At 45.8% G+C, this 15533-nt stretch carries 17 protein-coding genes; 3 read left to right on the forward strand and 14 right to left on the reverse strand.

The features are described from left to right. The first annotated feature begins 3 nt into the window (after positions 1–3). Positions 4–984 carry a tripartite tricarboxylate transporter substrate binding protein gene (locus ICN31_RS02700; protein ID WP_255530889.1) on the forward strand — a complete coding sequence of 327 codons (981 nt, stop codon included), beginning with the start codon at positions 4–6 and terminating at the stop codon, positions 982–984. An 8-nt stretch (positions 985–992) separates the two neighbouring features. On the opposite strand, the gene ICN31_RS02705 is transcribed toward ICN31_RS02700, so the two are convergent. Next, positions 993–1526: a phasin family protein gene (locus ICN31_RS02705; protein WP_216258328.1), complete on the reverse strand. Its 534-nt coding sequence runs from the start codon at positions 1524–1526 to the stop codon at positions 993–995. A 202-nt stretch (positions 1527–1728) separates the two neighbouring features. On the opposite strand from ICN31_RS02705, the gene ICN31_RS02710 reads away from it, so the two are divergent. Both ICN31_RS02710 and ICN31_RS02715 read left to right on the forward strand, forming a co-directional pair. Further along, positions 1729–2616, forward strand: coding sequence for a DMT family transporter (locus tag ICN31_RS02710; protein WP_216258329.1), 888 nt, complete (start codon positions 1729–1731; stop codon positions 2614–2616). Between the two features lie 69 nt (positions 2617–2685). Further along, a complete protein-coding gene (locus ICN31_RS02715; RefSeq protein WP_255530890.1) occupies positions 2686–3726 on the forward strand; it encodes a serine hydrolase in 1041 nt (346 codons plus the stop codon). A 10-nt stretch (positions 3727–3736) separates the two neighbouring features. Here ICN31_RS02715 and ICN31_RS02720 read toward each other — a convergent pair whose 3' ends face one another. From ICN31_RS02720 to ICN31_RS02780, 13 genes are all read right to left on the reverse strand, one after another. Next, a complete protein-coding gene (locus tag ICN31_RS02720; RefSeq protein ID WP_216258331.1) occupies positions 3737–4561 on the reverse strand; it encodes an IclR family transcriptional regulator in 825 nt (274 codons plus the stop codon). A gap of 93 nt (positions 4562–4654) precedes the next feature. Continuing rightward, complete coding sequence (locus ICN31_RS02725) at positions 4655–5689, reverse strand: quinone-dependent dihydroorotate dehydrogenase (protein WP_216258333.1); 1035 nt, start codon at positions 5687–5689, stop codon at positions 4655–4657. A gap of 9 nt (positions 5690–5698) precedes the next feature. Beyond that, positions 5699–6454: an arginyltransferase gene (locus tag ICN31_RS02730; RefSeq protein ID WP_216258335.1), complete on the reverse strand. Its 756-nt coding sequence runs from the start codon at positions 6452–6454 to the stop codon at positions 5699–5701. Further along, positions 6451–7188, reverse strand: a complete 738-nt coding sequence (gene aat / locus ICN31_RS02735) for a leucyl/phenylalanyl-tRNA--protein transferase (protein ID WP_216258338.1) — start codon at positions 7186–7188, stop codon at positions 6451–6453. The genes ICN31_RS02730 and aat overlap by 4 nt, the downstream gene beginning before the upstream one ends. Before the next feature lie 20 nt (positions 7189–7208). Continuing rightward, complete coding sequence (locus ICN31_RS02740) at positions 7209–7769, reverse strand: NUDIX hydrolase (protein WP_216258340.1); 561 nt, start codon at positions 7767–7769, stop codon at positions 7209–7211. A gap of 9 nt (positions 7770–7778) precedes the next feature. Next, positions 7779–9605 carry a bifunctional chorismate-binding protein/class IV aminotransferase gene (locus ICN31_RS02745; protein WP_216258342.1) on the reverse strand — a complete coding sequence of 609 codons (1827 nt, stop codon included), beginning with the start codon at positions 9603–9605 and terminating at the stop codon, positions 7779–7781. A gap of 23 nt (positions 9606–9628) precedes the next feature. Next, entirely contained in the window at positions 9629–10204 is a 576-nt protein-coding gene (locus ICN31_RS02750) for a peptidylprolyl isomerase (protein ID WP_216258344.1), read from the reverse strand. Between the two features lie 48 nt (positions 10205–10252). Further along, positions 10253–10876 carry a 2-hydroxychromene-2-carboxylate isomerase gene (locus ICN31_RS02755; RefSeq protein WP_216258346.1) on the reverse strand — a complete coding sequence of 208 codons (624 nt, stop codon included), beginning with the start codon at positions 10874–10876 and terminating at the stop codon, positions 10253–10255. A 10-nt stretch (positions 10877–10886) separates the two neighbouring features. Further along, complete coding sequence (locus tag ICN31_RS02760) at positions 10887–12200, reverse strand: replication-associated recombination protein A (protein ID WP_216258349.1); 1314 nt, start codon at positions 12198–12200, stop codon at positions 10887–10889. 4 nt (positions 12201–12204) lie between these two features. Continuing rightward, complete coding sequence (locus ICN31_RS02765) at positions 12205–12684, reverse strand: DUF3429 domain-containing protein (protein WP_370624256.1); 480 nt, start codon at positions 12682–12684, stop codon at positions 12205–12207. 33 nt (positions 12685–12717) lie between these two features. Next, complete coding sequence (locus tag ICN31_RS02770; RefSeq protein WP_216258357.1) at positions 12718–13575, reverse strand: 3-hydroxybutyryl-CoA dehydrogenase; 858 nt, start codon at positions 13573–13575, stop codon at positions 12718–12720. A 1-nt stretch (position 13576) separates the two neighbouring features. After that, positions 13577–14284 (reverse strand): glutathione binding-like protein, encoded by a 708-nt coding sequence (locus tag ICN31_RS02775; RefSeq protein ID WP_216260715.1) that lies wholly within the window; start codon positions 14282–14284, stop codon positions 13577–13579. A gap of 34 nt (positions 14285–14318) precedes the next feature. Further along, on the reverse strand, positions 14319–15518 hold the full coding sequence (locus tag ICN31_RS02780; protein WP_216258358.1) for a pyridoxal phosphate-dependent aminotransferase: 1200 nt from the start codon (positions 15516–15518) through the stop codon (positions 14319–14321). Positions 15519–15533: the final 15 nt, after the last annotated feature.

The following is a 15533-nucleotide window of genomic DNA, read 5'->3' on the forward strand; positions in this document are numbered from 1 at the left end:
GATATGAATTCAATGTATGTCCCGAGAATGATTTTAAAAACTCTTTGCTTGATCTGTTTTGGATTGAGTGCTCAATTGGTATACGCCCAGTACCCATGCCCTGTCATCAAAATCATTTCGCCTTATCCACCTGGTGGGGCGAGTGATGTTCTCGCAAGAATGTTAGTTCCTGCACTATCAAAACAATTAAATGCCAGTGTGATTGTTGAAAATAAGACGGGTGCCAGCGGCAATATTGGTACTGACTTTGTGAGTAGTGCTGCCGGCGATGGTTGTACTTTATTGCTCGGCAATAGCACAGGCGTTGTCATTAATCGGAATCTATACAAACTTCGCAATGACCCCATTACTAGCTTGAGGCCAGTGGCTGAGATAGCTGCAGTACCGATGGTGCTCTATGTTAATTCATCGGTTCCTGCAAACTCTGTCGCAGAGTTAATCGCTTTGATTAAGAAGGAGCCAGGCAAATATAGTTTTGCTTCCCCAGGTAGCGGCAGTACTCATCATCTTTTAGGCGAATTACTCAAGCTTGAGCAAAAGCTGGATATGACTCACATTCCATACAGAGGCTCTGGACCAGCAATTGTCGATGTACTGGCTGGTCAAGTGCCGATGGCATTTGAGTCTACTAGTGCAATGGTTCCTCACTTAAATAGCGGTAAGGTGAGGGCGCTTGCAACTACTGGAGCGGTGCGAGCAAAAAATTTGCCAGATGTTCCTACTATGAAGGAGCTTGGATACCCTAAGTTCGTTGTAGAAAATTGGTATGGCATCTTTGTTCCAGCCAAAACGCCAACAGCACTGGTTAATCAGTTAAATAAAGAAATTAATAAAATATTGGCCTCGAGTGAGGTTGCCGAGAGCTTATCGAAGATGGGTTCTTTAAATAGCGAACAAACTCCCGAGCAATTTGCAGCGTTTGTCAAAAAGGAGATCCCTTACTGGGAGCTACTGGTTAAGCAGTCTGGCGCAACTGCAGAATAGTTCTTTAATTATTTCTTTTTAGCTGTCTTCATCGCCTTATCAGTAGCACTATTGAGATTAGTCTGAGCAACATTCACTGCATGCTTCACAGCCTTTTGACTGTTTTCATATACGTTGTTAGCAGAAGCAATGGCTTGCTTCATTGCGTCAATGGCAGCATCAGAACCAGCAGGGGCATTCTGAGTCCACTCTTCCACTAAAGCATTGATCTTTTGCTGGCCTAGCTGAAACTCTTTTTCAGCAGATTTAGTAAAGTTGTTTTGAGTTTCATGAGCCAAGTCATATAAGTGACGACTGTAAGCCATGATCTTTTCAGCCATTGGTTGAACAGCTTCTGCTTGGTGGGCGAGGAGCTGTTGGATATCTTTCACTTCCAAAGCTTTCTTAGCGCTCGTCATGCTGTCACTCAAACTTTGCTTTGCAATATGCATATTGAGTTCAACTAATTTTTCAATGCTTTGGAGTGCTTGATTTGTGAGACTGCTCAAGGTTTCTAAATTCGCCTTTTGCGCCGCAGCCAATTGTTCTGGTGTTAAGTTCATTTCAATCCCCTCAGATGGCTTTTCGCCTCATTTGTACTTACAACCAATGTCTCACTCTATACCCCTGCTAGTAATTTGCAACATATTGCGTTGCATCATAAATACTCATTCCGAGTATAGATTTGAGCTTCAGGAGCAGCTTTAAAAAAAGCCTAAAATCATAGATTAAATAAAAAATTCTAATATTTTCAGTAAGTTAACCATGAAGCCCAGCTTAGATAGTGTCATTGCACCGATATTCGTGCTGATTTGGAGTACGGGCTTTGTCATTGCTCGTCTAGCAATGCCTTATGTCGAGCCAGCAACCTTCTTATTTTGGCGCTTTGCAGGGGTTCTGGCAGCCATGGCGGCACTCAGTCTGATCTGGCGTATTACCTGGCCAAGTTGGCCACAAATGACGCATATTGCTGTTGCTGGCACCTTGCTCCAGTTTGGGTATTTATTCGGAGTATGGTTTGCTGTCCACTTAGGAATGACAGCAGGCTTAGTGGCCATCATCGTCGGATTGCAACCCATTTTGACTGCGTGGTTCGCTGCCTGGGTCTCTGAACAAGTCTCACCACGGCAGTGGATTGGCTTAGGCTTTGGCTTTGCAGGCGTTGCCCTAGTGGTGATGGCAAAAATTAGCTTTGCCCATATTCCACTGGCTAGTTATGTCTTGGCAATGATCGCATTACTTTCGATTACTTTTGGTACGCTGTATCAGAAAAAATATTGTCCCGTATTTGACTTAAGAGCAGGATCATCGATTCAGTTTGGGGTCTCTGCCATTCTTTGCTTTATTTATATGTACTTCTTTGAATCAGGTGTGATGGTCTGGAATGCATCAGTTATTGGCGCCTTGTTATGGTCAATTTTCCCGCTATCGATCGGCTCAATTAGTTTGCTATTTATGATGATTCGCAAGGGCGCTGCAACTAAGGTAACCAGCTTTCTTTACCTCACACCCCCGACAACAGCACTAATGGCTTGGTTCCTCTTTGGCGAGCCATTTACGCTCATGATGGCGCTAGGATTGGGTTTGACGATGACAGGGGTTGTACTGGTAAATACCCGCCAAGCCAATAGGATAGCGACCATTGCTGAGTAGGGTGCTATCAAATGTCCAAGATGGGGCTAATAAATCCATCCTGAGCTGTGAAATTAATTATCATTCCGTATGTTGAAAGTTTTGGAAGGTATTTTTGGGATGTATTTGAATCGACTCTCGATCTTGATCTTGGCTGTAGTTTTTGCGTGCGGCGCTTCTCTGAATGCCCCGGCCATTGCTGCCAGTCAAGACAAAGAAAAAAAGCCCAAGACCAATAAAGTAGTCGTTAAAAATACTAAATCCACTAAACAGCAAAAAGCAGTTCGTGTTACTGTCACGCGCTCATCTGAGCCCGCTCCCTCCCACCCTTCATTTGCAACAGCGCTGGGTTTGCGAGGCCAGCATGATGAGCTTAGCCTCAAGTCGAGTGTTGCTATGGTTGTTAATCAAGATACTCAAGAAGTGTATTTTGAAAAAAATTCTTCTGTCAGCCTACCAATCGCCTCTATTACTAAGTTAATGACTGCCATGGTTGTTTTAGATTCCAAGCTACCTTTGGATGAGACCATTGTGATTAATGCGGATGATGTTCGTAGCTATGCTAAATCTCGTCTCGCGGGCGGCACAGTCATGACGCGTGAAGAGGCTTTATTGCTTGCTTTGATGTCCTCTGAGAACCGTGCAGCATATACCTTGGCCAGAAACTATCCTGGGGGTGTTTCAGGTTTTGTAGATGCTATGAACCGTAAGGCCAGAGAATTAGGAATGGAGCATTCTCGTTTTGCTGATCCTACGGGCCTAATGAGTGAGAACGTAGCCTCTGCCGAAGATCTAGCCCGTATGCTAAGCGCTGCCTACCAGTACAAAATGATTCGTGATTTTTCAATTTGGCCAGATTTAACGATGGTGATCGGAAATCGGCCACAGAAGTTTTTAAATACCAATCGTTTAGTACGCTCTGGTGATATGAATATCGGCTTACAAAAAACGGGTTTCATTAACGCAGCAGGGAAGTGCTTAGTGATGCAGGCCAGGGTGAACAACACACCATTGCTATTAGTATTTTTAGATTCTGTTGGTACCCAATCTCGTTTTGCTGATGCGGTACGCGTGCGTGACTGGTATGAGCGTATGCCCTTAGGCACGCAACCAGTTCGTCGCTTGATGTAATGGGTTTTGGCTAGGCTAGTGAGCCTGGCTCGGTCGTTTTAGGTTTGTAACCCAGCCCTTTAGAAATTTGTAGGGCAGTATCCTGCAAGGCTTTGAGCCAGTCTGCTTGCATGCGATCTGTAGGTGAGCTGAGTGATAGACCTGCAACCAATTTTCCAGTGTCATCCAAAATAGCAGCAGCGAAACAGCTTACGCCGAGTTCTAACTCTTCATCATCGCGGGCATTGCCTTCTTTTCGGACTTGATTGAGGGCGGCCTCTAATTTTGTTGCATCAGTAATGCTATTGCGAGTGTGTCCTGATAAGCCAGTACGAGTGACATAGGCGCGAACTTGATTGGCATCATCGCTTGATAAAAATAATTTACCAACGGAGGTGAGGTGTAGTGGAGCCCTGCCACCGATAGCACGAACCACTTGCATGCCAGAGCGTTCGCTATAAGCGCGATCGATATAAACGATTTCATCACCTTGGCGTACCGATAGATTGATGGTCTCGCCAGTGAGTTTATGTAAAGTGCGCATGGGAGCTTGAGCTGCCTCGCGAACCGAGAGTCTTGCCTTCACTAAGTTACCAAGCTCTAAGAGTTTTAGGCCAAGTCGATAAGTGCCGCCATCGCCCCGTTCAACTAAACGGCAGGCAACCATATCATTCAGAATGCGGTGGGCAGTAGAGGGGTGAAGACCAGTTTGCTCGGCCAAATTTTTGAGGCTGCTCGATTCTTCTTGCTCAGCTAAGGCATCGAGCAGATTCATCATCCGCTCGACTACCTGGATGGCTGTTTTAGCAACTTCCCCAGTGCCTCTGGCATTTTTGACAGCTTTAGTCGTGCTCATGGGCTCTATTGTAGCGATTTCAGCTGAAATTGCATATTGTGAAACGCTATTTTAAAGATATCTGGGCTACAAAGCCCTGTTTTAGCGCTAGCTCTAAGAATCTCTGAGGGCTTTCGCGCACTCGCTGACGAGATCAGGGCCCCTGTAGATGAGGCCGCTATAAATCTGTACCAGGCTGGCGCCGGCCATGATTTTTTCTTTTGCATCAGCCCCGGACAAAATACCGCCAACACCGATGATGGGTAGCGTATTTCCTAATCTTACCTTGAGTGTTTTGATCACCTCAGTAGAAGCCGCGCGCACTGGGGCACCCGACAATCCACCTGCTTCTTCACAATGCTGCATACCTTGTACGGCATCTCGTGCAATCGTTGTATTGGTAGCAATGATGGCATCGATACCAAACTCCATGGATAGATCGGCAATCAAATTAATATCGCCAGACTCTAAGTCAGGTGCAATTTTTAAGAAGAGTGGTTTACGCACACTATAGCGATCACTCAAACGTTTCCTGGCTTCATCTAAACGGCTCAATAATGAGCGCAACATTGCTTCGCCCTGGAGAGCCCGTAGGTTCTGAGTATTGGGGGAAGAGATGTTCACAGTAATGTAGGAGGCAATTTCATAAACAGCCTCCATTGCCAGAATGTAATCACTAGCGGCATCTCCAATTGGTGTACTGGCATTCTTGCCAATATTCATTCCTAAGATGCCACCTTCTTGCCAAAAACGTGAGCGGCGCACTCTATACACGCAAGCATCAACACCGTCATTATTAAATCCCATACGATTGATGATGGCCTGCGCTTCTGCAAGTCTAAACATGCGTGGCTTTGGATTTCCCGGTTGTGGACGGGGTGTGACTGTGCCGATTTCTAAAAAACCAAATCCGAGAGCGGCCAACGCATCAATATGTTTGCCGTCTTTGTCTAAGCCAGCAGCTAAGCCCACTGGGTTTGCAAAGGTGATGCCACAAAGCGTTCGAGGGTCAGCCACAGGTTTGCCAATGAGGTGTTCAAGCAAGCCCCAGCGCTGTGCACGATCTAAATTGCTGAGAGTGAGATTATGGGCTTGTTCGGGATCTAAACAAAAGAGCCAGGGACGTAAAAGAGAATAACGGTCGATCATGGGTAGATATTATGGCTCAGCTAACCCAGGCAGCGCCTGCCAATGATCATCAATTAAACCTTCCATCGGCTGATAGTTGGCCTTATAAGACATTTTTTCACTCTCTTGAATGTAGTAGCCGAGGTAGAGGTAAGGAAGCCCGAGTATTTTGGCCTGCTCGATTTGCCATAAGATGCTGTAACTACCAAAGCTAGATCCATGCACCGAGGTATCGAAGAAGGTATATACCGAAGAAATCCCCTGATCTAAGATATCAATCATGCTGACCATGCGCAGGCGTCCTGGATGCGTATCATGTGGGCCATCCCTAAACTCCACAATGCGCGAGTTGACGCGGCTCTGCAATAGGAACTGCATGTATTGCTCTTGATCATCGCTATCCATTTCTCCGCCAGCATGCCTCTCATTTTGATAGCGCTGGTATAGCTGATAGTGCTCCTCTTGATAGCCTAAGTTCAGAACAGATACTTCTAAGCCAATATGTTTTTTCCAGGCACGACGTTGACTGCGAGAGGATATAAATTCATTCACTAGAATGCGAGTGGCAATGCAGGCTCTGCATTCATCGCAATAAGGGCGATAGGTATACAGGCCACTGCGACGAAAGCCGGCATTTAACAGCTCACTATAAGTATCCGCATGAATTAAATGAGATGGTGTTGCTACTTGTGAGCGGGCTGTGCGATTAGGCAAATAAGAGCAAGGGTAGGGTGCCGTTGCATAAAACTGTAATGCGGTGAGCGGAAGTTCTTTGAGCCTAGTCATAGCCAGTGGGTCAACATTGTTTTGTCAAAAGTCCAAGATAGTTCAATCTTAGTTTGATTCAAAGATATTTGCAGTTGTTCCAGAAATTCACGTCGGGAGATGGGGGCTGCACCCAGGGAATGAAGGTGTGAGGTCTCTTGTTGACAATCAATCATGCAAATTCCATTTTGAAGACACCAAGCGCTTAAGGCGGCTAAGGCAATCTTGGAAGAGCCAGGTTTGCGGCTAAACATGGATTCCCCAAAAACCATAGAACCAAACGATACGCAATATAGACCGCCAATGATCTGACCACCTTCAGTCACTGCGATGCTATGGGCATGACCTGCATCATGAAGTGCAGTGTAGGCCTCCATGATTTCATGGGTGATCCAAGTGCCATCTTGATCCTTACGGGCGCTAGTGGCGCAAGCACGAATCACTGCTCCAAAATCTTCATCTACTACGATTTGTGAATGAAGGTCTTGGCAGAAAAGGCGAATGTTTTTTTTCAGAGAGTCGCTGCATTTAAATTCTGTAGGCTTGAGCACCATGCGGGGATCTGGCGACCACCATAAGACGGGTTGATTATCGGAGTACCAAGGAAAGATCCCGAGTTGATAAGCTTGAGATAACTGCCCAGGATAAATGCGTTCGCTCACTGCAATCAGCCCTGGAACGCTAGGATCGGGATCAGATTCAAGCAGTGGGTTTGGAAAGGAGTCCTGTGGACCTAGCCAAGCAATCTGACTCATCACTTAATCCACTTCAAGCACTAAATTCTCTCGGATGGCAGCACATCACGACTGCGCACCTGAAATTCTTTGCCTGTTTCTAAAAGGCCTGCAGCGCGGTCAGCAAAGAACCATTCCAGTGTTTGCTTGACCGTTGGGAAAGCCAACTCTGTCCAAGGAATTTCATGCTCATGAAAGAGAGCAACCTCAAGACTTTCTTCGCCAGCGCAAAATTGTGGAGAGTTCATTTTCGCTAGGTAGAACAGATGCACCTGTTCTGCATGAGGAACATTTAACAAGGAGTAGAGTGGACCCATTTCAACCTGAGCACCAGCCTCTTCAAGAGTTTCTCTAGCGGCGCCGTGACTAGTGCTTTCACCAAGCTCCATAAAGCCTGCAGGTAGCGTCCAGTAGCCATGACGTGGCTCAATAGCGCGACGGCAAAGTAAAACTTGTTTTTCATAAACAGGAATGCTACCCACAACATTACGAGGATTTTGATAATGAATGCTCCCGCATGCTTCGCAAACATGACGTTCACGAGAATCATCAGCCGGAATCTTAATTGTCAGCTTGGAGGCACAGTAAGAGCAATACTTCATGACAACTTTCTAGAATTGGGCTTTGATAAGACCGCGTAGGGCATTCGTAAGAATAATCTCATCTGCCATTGAAACATCATTAATAGTCAGGTTAGCTTCACGGGCATTCAGTTTTGGGTCAGCAAGCAGGGTTGCACGCATTACCCCAGGCAGTAGGCCTGCAAAAACCGGCGGAGTTAACCATTCCGAGCGACCTTGAGGTTTAACAAAAATGCTAGTTCTCCCGCCTTCAGTAACAAAGCCTTGTTCATTGGCGAACAGAGCATCAAAGCCGCCTAATCGAACAGCTGTTTGCCAAGCCAGATCGTAAAGACTGCGATTGCTTACCTTATGGCGCAATAAAGCGTCGCCAGAAAACATTTCTGTATTGCAGGACAGAATATCCTTAGCCCAGAAAATTTTGACTGGCTCATTGAGAGAGTCGAGCACTCCTGTGGAAACCGAAAGATCACCGTTTGTTGCAAGATCAAGCCTCAGCCTGAAAGTAATTCCAGTATCTAGTGATGAGCAACTGTTTTCAACTACTGCTTTTGCAGTAGGTCGATTAAAGGCAATTCCTAATGCTAAAGCGGAGGATTGCATACGATCTAGATGCATTTCTAATTTCTGAGGAAGCTTGTCAACTACAGAAATCGTTTCAAACAGTCCAGTCGAGGAGGATAGATTGATCAGGAAGTTCGACTTAATACGACATTCTTCCCATTCTTGTTTTGGATCAGAATCATTGGTGATGCCAGCCCCAATACCTAAGGTAAAGGTGGAGGCGTGCGATGAAATTTCTTCTGCAATCTCAACGGTCCGAATGGGAACACTAAAGGCAAAGTCACCGCCAGGATCAATCCAGCCTAAGGCGCCGCAGTAATAGCCACGATCTTCAGGCTCTAGCTCCTGAATAATTTGCATGCTACGTTTTTTGGGGGCGCCTGTGACAGATCCACAGGGGAAGACGGCATTCAAAATATCCAAGAGAGAAGTATCGGGCTTAGCTTGACCTTGCACAGTTGAAGTCATCTGCAACACATCACCATGCCTAGCCACGTCAAATAAATTGGGCACAGTGACCGTGCCTGGTAAAGAGATGCGGCTAAGATCATTGCGTAATAGATCCACAATCATCACATTTTCAGCTTGGTTCTTAGGATCATCAGATAGAGCACTGGCTACTTCAGATAAAGCACTTGCAGTGCCTTTCATGGGCATGGCTTTGAGGGTATCGCCTTCACGAGATATAAAGAGCTCGGGAGATTGGGATAGCAGGTAATTGCCATCGTGTGAGATGTAAGCCCCAAATCTACCCGGTTGACGATCACGCAGACGACTATACAAAGCGAGAGGAGAGCCGTAAGTTTTGCCAGTAATGCGATAGGTATGATTGATTTGATAGGTATCACCACTACGAATGTATTCCAAAATACTAGCGATATCAGAAGCAAACTGCTTCTCATTTAATGACTCATGCACATCGAGAACACCAGCAGACCTCTGCTCAGTCTCGAGTAGGGCTAGCTGATCAGCAATCAAGCCATCAACTTGCTCCTTAGACAGTTTGTCAAAAGCTTTGAATGACCAAGCTTCAATCAGTGGATGGGAGCTTAAAGTGCTTCCCACTCTTTGTGGGAGACGATGAATTTGTCTACCCAGCTCATAAGCAAATGCAGCAACTACAAACTCCCCTCTAGCAAGAGATGCCTCAATTTGGGCTAAACAAGTCTGAGTGTTCGATAAATCCAGTGCGTTATCGCCACTAGAAAGAATCCGCCAATAATGGAGCGGTCTTTCATAATGGCGACTAGATGGTTTGGCCGCTGTACTTTGCGCATCATCGAGCAAAATCATTGCGGCTACCTTATTTCTTCTATTTATTTCAGCAGAGTAGCTGATTCAATCGTCACTGTCTTAGAGGGAACGTCGGCCATTCTACCCATGCGCGGTGCTGGAGCAACTATGGTTGGTATCTTGCGGATGGCATCAATAGTTTGTGTACCAGAAATCACTTTGCCAAATACGGTATAGCCATTACCCATAGCATTGGGGAAGTCTAGTGCGGCATTATCATTAACGTTAATGAAGAATTGGGAAGTGGCAGAATCTGGATCAGATGTGCGTGCCATCGCAATGGTGTAACGATTGTTCCTTAAGCCATTTTGTGCTTCTGACACAACTGGGGCATTAGTCGATTTTTGATTCAGGTCGGAAGTGAAGCCACCACCTTGAATCATGAAGCCATCAATCACACGATGAAAGATAGTACCGTTGTAAAAACCACTCTTCACATAGTTCAAAAAGTTGGCAGTAGTCTTTGGGGCCTTCACATCATCTAACTCGACAACAAAGTTACCCAGAGTAGTTTTGAATTCAACCTGGGGGCCTGCAATCACTGCTTGGCTAGTAATGCAAGCAGTAACGAGGATTAGGCTGGTGAAAAGCTTACGCATAAAGACTCCTTGAATGAAATGAATAGAACAATTGTATTGTGCAAAGTGTTACGTAAGACCGTTGGGAACATTCCCAGCGTAGGCATAGGGGGCTTCTTCAAACATCCCTGGCCGGGTAAGATAATCGAGCGCCCAATCAATGGTATCAAGACCCCAAAAGCAATGCTGATTGAGGATTAGGCTAGGCACCCCAAAGGCACCATCCGCTTTAGCCTGATTGGTGTTCGCAACTAAGGCAGCTTTAATCTCTGGGCTTTCAGGTCTTGGCGTTTCGCTAGGCAATCCTAAATAAATGCAAAACTCTGACCAAGAAAGATTGGGATCTTTGCCTTCAATCCAAACATAATCAAAGGCACGTTCTACCATTTCCCATCCGGCATTCTTTTCCAGGAGCAGACGCTGTGCTGCTACTGTGAGAAATGGATGGTGCTCAGGAAAACGAAAGGGGACACCTAATTTTTCTGCTTGCCATACGCAAAATTGATAGGTATGTGGTCTCTTAGCAGCCACTTCTCCCGGACCTACATTATCAGTAGCCCTTAAAAGGCCACCCAGAAGCACAGGCACCGGCTTGATATCAAGCTGTTTCAGACGCTGCCTTTGTTTTACATACAGATAGGCGAAGGGCGAAATAATGTCGTAATACAAAGTGGCTGAAGTTTTTTCACTCATCTGCTTATTCCTATTTCTGTTTGTACTCAGCATCAAGTTTGCGTAAGAAAGCCATCTTTTCCTTAATTTGACTCTCCAGGCCGCGCTCAACAGGTTCGTACCAGTGGGGCTCTGACATGCCTTCGGGCAAATAAGACTCACCAGCAGCATAGCCGTGTGGCTCATCATGGGCGTAGCGATACTCTTTGCCATGTCCAAGCTCTTTCATGAGCTTGGTGGGCGCATTACGGAGATGGTTTGGTACGGATTGAGATTGGTCCTCTGCAACATAAGCGCGCGCAGCATTAAACGCGTTGTAGCTAGCATTACTTTTTGAAGCCACCGCGAGATACACCACTGCTTGACCCAGAGCAAGTTCACCCTCAGGCGAGCCCAATCTTTCAAATGTTTGGGCAGCATCATTTGCCAATTGCATGGCTCTAGGGTCTGCCAAGCCAATATCTTCCCAAGCCATGCGAATAATGCGGCGCGCTAGGTAACGAGGATCTGCGCCGCCATCGAGCATGCGACAAAACCAATACAGCGCTGCATCAGGGTTAGAGCCTCGAACTGATTTATGTAGCGCAGAAATCTGGTCATAAAACTGATCACCACCCTTATCAAAACGACGTGCTTGAGTAGTGAGAGCATTTTCAATAAAAGCTTGGTTAATGACCTTAATAGGAGAGTCGGGTGTTAGAACGGCATTGCGGATTTGCTCAAGCAGATTTAATAGACGACGAGCATCGCCATCGGCATTCGAGATCAAAGCATCGATTGCGCTATCGTCAAATTTCACATCCGGCATTGCATGTTGATGCCCGCGAATAAATAGCTGCTTGAGCTCATCTGCAGTTAAGGACTTTAGAACGTAGACCTGGGCACGAGATAGCAGTGCTGAGTTCACCTCAAATGAGGGATTCTCAGTGGTGGCGCCAATAAAAGTAAATAAGCCCGATTCCACATGCGGTAGCAGAGCATCTTGCTGGCTCTTATTAAAACGATGGATCTCATCGACAAATAAAATCGTTTGCTTGCCATACTGAGCCATGTTTTGCTCAGCTTGTTCAATGGCTTCGCGTATTTCTTTAACTCCAGCCAATACTGCAGAGATGGCAATGAATTCTCGATCAAATGCTTTTGCTGAGAGTCGGGCTAAAGTCGTTTTGCCAACACCGGGAGGCCCCCACAAAATCATGGAGTGTGGTTTGCCTGAGGCAAATGCCAGATTGAGTGACTTACCTAGCGCTAATAAATGGGTTTGTCCAATAACCTCTTCAATTGTTTTCGGGCGCAATGCTTCTGCTAAGGGTGGCGGTGGAGTGCTATCGAAAAGACCGCTCATTAAATCATGCTTGGATAAAGAGAATGACAATGGCCGCCCATACCAAGCAAGCGGCAGCGATATAAGTTAAGCGATTACGAATCGTCATGAAAGCGCTACGTGCGACTTCATCAGAAAAATAATATTGATAAGTACTTTGATCAATATTGCGCTGAATGATTAAGGTAGATGCCATGATTAACAAGCCCACTGGAATATAGATATGCAGCGCAAGCCAAGCAACTAGGGCGGGAATAACACCCCAGATCCAAGCATTACGATCAATCCAGCGATCACCGCTAGGTGCTTTACCCAAAGTATGTAAATTAGCGCCCCAATGTAAGGCTCCCATAAATGCAGTAATGACTGCGCCATAGCCGGCCAGAGATTCTGCGCTTAAATAATTTAATGGGGTTGGTGCTAATTGCACCATCAATGCAAGCCCAATAAAAGGAATCAGACCAGCGTAGGCTAGTTTTTGTATGAGAGGTGGAATTGGGTTCACGAGTGCTTCAGTATTAGAGGGTTAATCGATGGGTCATGATTTATGGTAGGTATATACACCGCGACCTGTTTTACGACCAAGGTAACCAGCCGCTACCATTTCACGAAGGAGTGGGCAAGGGCGGTATTTGGAGTCGCTAAAGTTCTCAAAATACACTTCCATGACTGCTAAGCAAGTATCTAGACCGATCAGGTCAGCTAAAGCTAAAGGACCAATCGGTTGATTGCAGCCCAACTTCATTCCGGCATCGATATCTTCGGGGCTAGCAAGCCCTTCTGATAATACAAAAAATGCCTCATTAATCATTGGCAACAAAATGCGGTTCACCACAAACCCTGGTGAATTTTTAACAGTGATAGGCTCTTTGCCAACGCGTTTGGCCATATCAATAATTGCAGCATGGGTTACATCACTGGTTTGTAGACCACGAATGACTTCAACCAAAGCCATGAGGGGCGGTGGATTAAAGAAGTGCATTCCAATAAACCGAGCTGGGTTTGAGTCTAGAGCAGCTAACTTAGTGATAGATAGGGAGGAAGTATTGGTCGCAATGATGGTGTCTTTGCTCACGATCTCATCGACTTGCTTCAGAATTTTTTCTTTGACAGCCTGGTTTTCGGTAGCAGCTTCAATCACAAAACCCAAGCCTTTTAAATCAGCATAAGAGGTGCTGCCTTTAATGCGCCTTAGCGCTGCTGCTTTTCCGTCGGCAGTCAGTGTCTCTTTTTTAATGAGGCGATCTAAGCTTTTGCTAATTTGATCTAAGCCGCGCTGTACAGCTGCTTCATTGATATCCACCATGACGACATCTAGACCGGCAACCGCGCAAACCTGCGCAATACCATTACCCATCGTACCTGCACCGATCACACCGACTGATTCAATCTTCATTTCATTTCCTCTTTTGATACTGTGTTGAGCCAAATAATTGCTCTCGAGCCTTGTTGTCAGTCAAAGGCTTGCGTAATGCGGTTAGCACTTCACAACCCCGTTTGACGGCTGGGCGCTCACCGATCATTTCGAACCAAGCCTTGAAATGGGGGTAGTCATTAATCTCCATACCTTGATTCTTCCAATTGCGGGTCCAAGGGAAAATGGCGATATCTGCTATGGAGTAGCTTTTACCGGCAATATAGGGATTATCTTTGAGTTGCTGATCGAGAACACCATATAAACGTTTGGCTTCATTGGTATAGCGATTAATTGCATAGTCAATAATCTCCGGCGCATAGAGCCGGAAATGATGGTTTTGCCCAAGCATCGGTCCTAAGCCACCCATTTGGAACATTAGCCATTGCAAAACCTCATACTTGGCACGAGTCGTCTTAGGAAGAAATTTGCCAGTCTTACTTGCGAGATACAGCAAGATAGCGCCGGACTCAAAAATACTGATAGGTTTTCCATCTGGCCCATTTGGGTCTACTAAAGCAGGGATTTTATTGTTCGGGCTAATCTTTAAGAAGTCTTTGGCAAATTGATCACCAGTACCAATGTTAATTGGAATAGCAGTCCAATCTTTACCCAAGCGATAGCCACATTCCTCGAGCATGATGTGCACTTTGTGGCCATTTGGCGTTGGCCAACTGTAGACATCGATCATATTGTTTGATTTCTTCATTGCTATGGTTCTCTCTCTATAAAGATAGTAGGCGTTGCAGGGCTGTCGCTAGAGTTTGCTCTTGCTTGGCAAAACAGAAGCGGATCACGCCAGATTCGGTAGGGCGATCATAAAAAGCAGAAACGGGAATAGCTGCTACACCCACCTCAGTTGTGAGCCACTTACAAAAATCAGCTTCATTTAATTTAGCTTGCGGAATATTGAGCGCAGAGTAATCAGCGCACTGAAAGTAAGTGCCTGGTGTTGGTAGTAATTTAAAAGAAGTCTTCAACAGACCAGCTCGGAAAAAATCACGCTTAGCTTGATAAAAGGCAGGCAAGTTTAGGTAATGCGATGCATCTGCTAAGTAAGAGGCAAGCCCATACTGCATTGGTGTATTGACAGTAAAGACATTAAATTGGTGAACTTTACGAAACTCTTTTGTCAAAGTTGGTGGCGCGGCTACGTAGCCAACCTTCCAGCCAGTGACGTGATAAGTTTTACCAAAGCTAGAGATGAGAAAACTTCTTGCAGCGAGTTCTGGGTGCGAAGCCACGCTATGATGCGCTGCGCCCTCATAGACCATATGTTCATATACCTCATCACTCAAAATCAGTGTGGAGGTATTTTTCACTAATTGAGCTAATCGATCTAAGTCTGCTTTCTGCCACACCATTCCAGTAGGATTGTGTGGAGAGTTAATCATAAGTAGACGTGTTTTGGAATTGATAGCATTGGCTAAAGCGTCCCAAGGAATTTCATAGGAAGCGACTTGACCATGTTCATCACGCCTTACCTCTAACGAGACGGCAATGGTTTTGCCGCCGGCTAATTCGATGGAAGGTCGATAGCTATCGTAAGCAGGTTCAATAATGACCACTTCATCGCCAGGACTAACGCAGGCCAGAATGGTCGTCAAAATTCCTTGGGTGCCGCCTGCGGTGATCGTGATTTCTGATTCAAAGTCATAGTGGTGACCATATAGATTTTTAATCTTCTGACTAATACCATTACGTAGCTCTGCAATTCCAATCATGGGAGGGTATTGATTGCGATCTGTGAGCATGGCGTTGTTCACGCTGGTGATTAATTTACGATCGCAGGGAAAATCTGGAAAGCCCTGGCCTAGATTGATCGCCTGATGTTCTGCTGCGAGTGCTGACATGACGGTAAATACCGTTGTTCCCACATTGGGAAGGCGACTCGGAAAGGAGGGGCTGATGTCTGGCGTGGTCATTTAAGGCAGAGAAAT

It is taken from the genome of Polynucleobacter sp. UB-Piko-W3, assembly GCF_018881635.1.
GTDB lineage: Bacteria > Pseudomonadota > Gammaproteobacteria > Burkholderiales > Burkholderiaceae > Polynucleobacter.

Bases quoted from the DNA above. Each gene is read 5' to 3' on its own strand.
- ICN31_RS02700 (WP_255530889.1), top strand. From the start codon at position 4: ATGAATTCAATGTATGTCCCGAGAATGATTTTAAAAACTCTTTGCTTG.
- ICN31_RS02705 (WP_216258328.1), bottom strand. From the start codon at position 1,526: ATGAACTTAACACCAGAACAATTGGCTGCGGCGCAAAAGGCGAATTTA.
- ICN31_RS02710 (WP_216258329.1), top strand. From the start codon at position 1,729: ATGAAGCCCAGCTTAGATAGTGTCATTGCACCGATATTCGTGCTGATT.
- ICN31_RS02715 (WP_255530890.1), top strand. From the start codon at position 2,686: ATGTTGAAAGTTTTGGAAGGTATTTTTGGGATGTATTTGAATCGACTC.
- ICN31_RS02720 (WP_216258331.1), bottom strand. From the start codon at position 4,561: ATGAGCACGACTAAAGCTGTCAAAAATGCCAGAGGCACTGGGGAAGTT.
- ICN31_RS02725 (WP_216258333.1), bottom strand. From the start codon at position 5,689: ATGATCGACCGTTATTCTCTTTTACGTCCCTGGCTCTTTTGTTTAGAT.
- ICN31_RS02730 (WP_216258335.1), bottom strand. From the start codon at position 6,454: ATGACTAGGCTCAAAGAACTTCCGCTCACCGCATTACAGTTTTATGCA.
- aat (WP_216258338.1), bottom strand. From the start codon at position 7,188: ATGAGTCAGATTGCTTGGCTAGGTCCACAGGACTCCTTTCCAAACCCA.
- ICN31_RS02740 (WP_216258340.1), bottom strand. From the start codon at position 7,769: ATGAAGTATTGCTCTTACTGTGCCTCCAAGCTGACAATTAAGATTCCG.
- ICN31_RS02745 (WP_216258342.1), bottom strand. From the start codon at position 9,605: ATGATTTTGCTCGATGATGCGCAAAGTACAGCGGCCAAACCATCTAGT.
- ICN31_RS02750 (WP_216258344.1), bottom strand. From the start codon at position 10,204: ATGCGTAAGCTTTTCACCAGCCTAATCCTCGTTACTGCTTGCATTACT.
- ICN31_RS02755 (WP_216258346.1), bottom strand. From the start codon at position 10,876: ATGAGTGAAAAAACTTCAGCCACTTTGTATTACGACATTATTTCGCCC.
- ICN31_RS02760 (WP_216258349.1), bottom strand. From the start codon at position 12,200: ATGAGCGGTCTTTTCGATAGCACTCCACCGCCACCCTTAGCAGAAGCA.
- ICN31_RS02770 (WP_216258357.1), bottom strand. From the start codon at position 13,575: ATGAAGATTGAATCAGTCGGTGTGATCGGTGCAGGTACGATGGGTAAT.
- ICN31_RS02775 (WP_216260715.1), bottom strand. From the start codon at position 14,284: ATGATCGATGTCTACAGTTGGCCAACGCCAAATGGCCACAAAGTGCAC.
- ICN31_RS02780 (WP_216258358.1), bottom strand. From the start codon at position 15,518: ATGACCACGCCAGACATCAGCCCCTCCTTTCCGAGTCGCCTTCCCAAT.